General features: G+C 35.7%; 5 protein-coding genes. 3 read left to right on the forward strand and 2 right to left on the reverse strand.

The window, feature by feature from the left end; all coding sequences use genetic code 11:
• Positions 1 to 606: 606 nt before the first annotated feature.
• The 3 genes from AC3DU7_RS25755 (at position 607) to AC3DU7_RS25765 (ending at position 4,171) form a co-directional block, all read left to right on the forward strand.
• Positions 607 to 927, forward strand: coding sequence for a DUF2605 domain-containing protein (locus AC3DU7_RS25755; RefSeq protein ID WP_488042132.1), 321 nt, complete (start codon positions 607 to 609; stop codon positions 925 to 927).
• A gap of 370 nt (positions 928 to 1,297) precedes the next feature.
• Complete coding sequence (locus AC3DU7_RS25760; RefSeq protein ID WP_488042133.1) at positions 1,298 to 1,615, forward strand: DUF2973 domain-containing protein; 318 nt, start codon at positions 1,298 to 1,300, stop codon at positions 1,613 to 1,615.
• Between the two features lie 474 nt (positions 1,616 to 2,089).
• Positions 2,090 to 4,171, forward strand: coding sequence for a DICT sensory domain-containing protein (locus AC3DU7_RS25765; protein WP_488042134.1), 2,082 nt, complete (start codon positions 2,090 to 2,092; stop codon positions 4,169 to 4,171).
• Positions 4,172 to 4,187: 16 nt separating this feature from the next.
• Here AC3DU7_RS25765 and AC3DU7_RS25770 read toward each other — a convergent pair whose 3' ends face one another.
• Both AC3DU7_RS25770 and AC3DU7_RS25775 read right to left on the reverse strand, forming a co-directional pair.
• Positions 4,188 to 4,517 carry an STAS domain-containing protein gene (locus tag AC3DU7_RS25770; RefSeq protein WP_488042135.1) on the reverse strand — a complete coding sequence of 110 codons (330 nt, stop codon included), beginning with the start codon at positions 4,515 to 4,517 and terminating at the stop codon, positions 4,188 to 4,190.
• 10 nt (positions 4,518 to 4,527) lie between these two features.
• Positions 4,528 to 4,656, reverse strand: coding sequence for a hypothetical protein (locus AC3DU7_RS25775; protein ID WP_488042136.1), 129 nt, complete (start codon positions 4,654 to 4,656; stop codon positions 4,528 to 4,530).
• Positions 4,657 to 4,690: the final 34 nt, after the last annotated feature.

The following is a 4,690-nucleotide window of genomic DNA, read 5'->3' on the forward strand; positions in this document are numbered from 1 at the left end:
CTTCGGAGCTTCCCGTAGGGTGAGATGGCTCCGAAACCTGCGCCATATCTAATCGGCCAAGAGAAAAAATAATTCCGTACTTCAAGCCTCTTGCTTTCCTAGGTCATGCTGTGCAAACAGCCTTAGGTACTGATAACTGATAACTGATAACTGATAACTGAAATGACCTACTCCCAAGGAAATGTAGCAAAACTTTTGAGAAATGGTATTAAACCCTTGGATTTTTAGCTGATAGCTAAATGCTTTTTGCTTTTTGACTTTGGGTTTATACCCCGACAACCCCAAGCGCCTCCTAGTTGATGAGGGGTTGCTCATCCCCAACTCAACGTAAAAAGTCCTAATGCTGAGTGCTGAGTACTATTTAACGAAATTCACAATAATTTTTGTCAGCCTTAGCATTTTTTGTACTTTTAATCTGTATAAATTAATCATATTTTCGGAATAAGATGACAATCAAAAGCGACTGGCTTTGCCTCTAAAGTCCTTATGCCTCTAGTTTTCAAATCTCCAGTACCTTAAAAAAACACTTATTAGGAAGAATATTAAAAATTGTAAAGAGTGTTAATATATGTATAAACTATAAAATAAGAAATTAGATTTAGAGAAATGATAAATCCAAAACTGCCAGAAACAGATTTACTTAAAGCAGTACTGCAACCATTGTTAGAGGATTTTCAGTATTGGTTTGAGCGTTCCCGTCAGTTATTGGAGAGAGAAAAAATTCCTTTTCTTAGTAGCACTGAACAACTGGACCTACTTAATAGAGTTAAGCAAGCTCAACAGGAAGTTAGTACAGCACAAACTCTTTTTCATGCAACTGAAGGTCAAGTAGGGGTAGAAACTACAGTGCTTATGCCTTGGCATCACTTACTAACGGAATGTTGGCAAGTTTCAATGCGATTCCGCAAAGAACAACAATCTAGATAGAATTACTTATTACACTAAAGCTTAGGTATTAAGTCCTGAACTAATAAATTAGGTTGAGTTAACTTCTAACAATAACAGTTATGATTTGATAACTGTCAATTTACTGTAAAAGCAGTATTTTCTCTGGTTTCTCTGGAAATGATGATGAGTGACCCGGTTAACTAAAGTCAGAAGTCAGAAGTTGTTTTTGTAACGGGTATTTGAGCAAGCCTCCAAAAACATTTCGCCTTAAAAGGCTGGGTTTTAGACCTAATTATTTTGATAATTTATGGCCATTAAACTCATCCAGAGTTAAGTAGAGATAAAATAAAAACAATTGTTTAAACTTTTTTAAAATTTGCTAAGTGCCTATCTGGCCCTGGAGAAAACTATGTTACATTTGCTTTATATCTTAGCCTTTACCACTGTTGCTGTTTTGGCTGTTCGTAATTTAATCCGTAGTCTATTAACAGTGGGCCTTGAGTCTCAATCTTCCCCTTCAAATCAAGGATGGTCTTCTCGTGATTCTTATTCTAAGTCTCGTAGAATTCCACATCCTGAACTATTAGATGAATCTGGGAATTTTATTGATGAGCCTTTATTGGTGATGCGTTCTGTGAATGTACAAGAAGCTCGTCAACAGTTGGATGCTATTTATAATTCTGAACTTGAATCTAGTAGTGAAACTAGAGATGAGAAGGATAAATAAAGACTACAGTAACCAATGCAAAACTTTTGACACTCCCCAAATATACGTTAAAAGTCTAAAGCTCTTAATTATTTCAATTATCATATATTTTCTGTACAATCAGAATTAATAATTGCTGTAGCAGAAAATTGATAAAAACTTAAAAACTTGCTATTGCTTTGTTTCAAAACAACCGATAATAGCAAGTTATTTTTATAATCTTAGAAATACTAAATATTTGAGATAAAATAATCTTTTATTGTATAAAATACCCGACTATAAACAAGGGATCAAATAAAACTAAAGAATAAAAGCCTCTACAGTGTTAACACTAACAATGTATATTTGATATTATAGCACTACGCAAATAGGTTAGGACGTTTATAAGTACTCAAATTTAGTCAGGGATGACTTCTGACTTCTGACTTCTGACTTCTGACTTCTGACTTGCGCGTAACGCTATAGTAGTGCAGTAGGGTAAAGATTAACCGCCAGATGACCATCCCTAAATCCGTATTGGCAGAACTGGTGCAAGAGATTCCGCAGTTGAGACCTCAAATTTACTTTAAGACATCCCTAACTGCTCTATCTCATGCAATGGAAGACCAGGTTTTAGCAAGCTCCGATCGACCTCTGGTAATTGCAACTTTTCAGCAAGAGCGTTTTTATCGTCAGGAAGCTCATCGTTATCGACGAATTGCTAACCTAACATCTCAAGTATACGTACTAGCAGCACCAGAAACAGCATTTAACAATTCTTCTGAGTATTACGAAACAATTGCTTTCAATACTAAAGAGATTCTAAGTAAGGAATGGAATTTACTGGTACTTGGTAAACAGTATTCAAGTTGTTTGATTTGTAATGAGCGTTTTAATTCTGATGAAGGTAATGAAACATCTCAGTTGCTCGACATGGATCAGGCACGTCGGTTTGAAGGTATCTGGACTTTTGATCGTCATGTATGTGTCCAAGCTGCTATATCTTTACTGAATAGAATTCTGAAGTATAGACCAGAATTAGCAGAAAAAGTACAAGCAGCACAAGATACTTATGGTATCAATGTTGATGTCGGGATGGGAAGAAAATCTGGTAAAGTCAAGTCTAGCTCTAATCGTCGTTACCTCAAGAAAGCTTCAGAAGTAGTTACTCAAAATCCTCAATTTAACGATCCCTTTGCCCAACGTTTGGTGACTTATTTGCAGGCAAGTCAATATAAGTTACTTAAAGCGTATCGCTCGATCTCCGCTCAGGAACAAAAACAGCGCCTGATTAATATTATTTCTAATGCTATGAGGCGATCGCTAGACCCAGATGAGATTATTAAAGTGGCAGTGCAAGAATTGGGAGAAGCACTTTTAGCCTGCCGATGCTTAATTTATCAATGTCGAGCTTTGGATGTCACAGCAACCATTACACATGAATATTTAAGTTCGTCAATTACATCTGTGGTTAATCAAGAATGGCCTTTACAAGATAATCCTTTATTTCAAAAGGTTGTTCAAACTCAAGAGCAAGTCTCTATAGAAGATACTAGCTTGCTACCTGATTATTGTTTGACAAAAACACTACAAGGCTCTAGAATTAAGGCCCAAAATTGTATCGAAACATTAATATCTCAATGGGAAATTAAGAGCTGGTTAATGGTGCCTTTGCTTTATCAAGGAAGACTTTTAGGTATGGTAGAGTTACACGACTGTGGCTCATGTGCTCATAATTGGTCTGATGACAAAATAGATTTAGTACAAGCGATCGCTACTCAATTAGGTATAACTTTGATCCAGGCTGAAACTTATGTCCACTTAGAAGAATTAAATCAACAATTAGAGGCTCTGGACCGGACTCGTAGTAATTTAATTGCAATTACTGGCCATGAGCTACGGACACCTTTATCTACTATTCAAGTTTGCCTTGAAAGTTTGAGTCAAGAACCAGATATGCCTGCAGAGTTACGTCAAGTTATGTTAGAAACTGCCTTAGCAGATGCAGATAGAATGCGTCATCTTGTGCAAGATTTCTTAACATTGTCTCATTTAGAAAGTGGTACGGTTGAGTGGAATGTAGAATATTTGCCTCTATTGGAATGTGTTGATTTGGCCCTGAGTAGTATTCGTGCCCATAATTCACAAAAAGATTTACCGAGTATTACTACTGAGGTATCGACAGAACTACCTTTAGTTTTAGCTGATGGGGAATGGTTAGTGGAGGTATTGTCAAAACTCCTGGATAATGCTTGTAAGTTTACTCAGTCTGAAGGAACAGTAATGATTGGAGCTACTTCTAATGGGAATAATATGTTAGAAGTGACAGTCTCTGATACTGGCCGTGGGATTGAACCTAAGCGTCTAGAAGCTGTATTCGATCGTTTTTATCAAGAAGAAGGTGCTTTACGAAGAAGTGTTGGTGGTACAGGTTTAGGTTTAGCTATTTGTCGGCAGATTATTACTCGTTTAGGAGGAAAAATTTGGGCAGAGTCCGAGGGGAAAAATTGTGGTAGTCAGTTTCATTTTACAATTCCAATTGTTAGTAATAGCGAACAAAATAGAGAAGGAAAATCAAACAAGAATAAACAAACCTAATTCATCAACTTAGCAACTAGCAAAGTAGTAGTTTAGGTTTTAATGAATAAAGAAATGATTCGTCTTCTAAAAAATTAAATTTTTGATCTAATCCAGTTAATTGAAAAATCAGTTGAATATCATCTTGGATATTGAACAGGTATAATAGACATCCTCTTTTTTCAGAAATTTTGCGGACAATAACTAAAGTAGTTAATCCAAAGTTATTAATTTGATTGACTAATCCCATATCTATTATGCAATAAAAATTTCGTGTTTTGTCGATGAGTTTGCCTACTATTTGCTTGAGTTGATAACTTCTCTTTAAATCTAAGTTGCCTTGAGGGCGAAATAAAATTGCTTCCATATAGTTAGTTTTAATTAAATAAATTAAAAATAGCTTTGAATTTGATAGTTGTTTTCTTGCATAGGTTAGGAAAATCCGGAAATTTTTGGTCTGAGATGTAATTGCGAGGTGGCAAGCAGAGCGTTAATTCTTGGGTCATTTCAGTTATCAGTTATCAGTTATCAGTTATCAGT

The organism is Okeania sp., assembly GCF_983059655.1.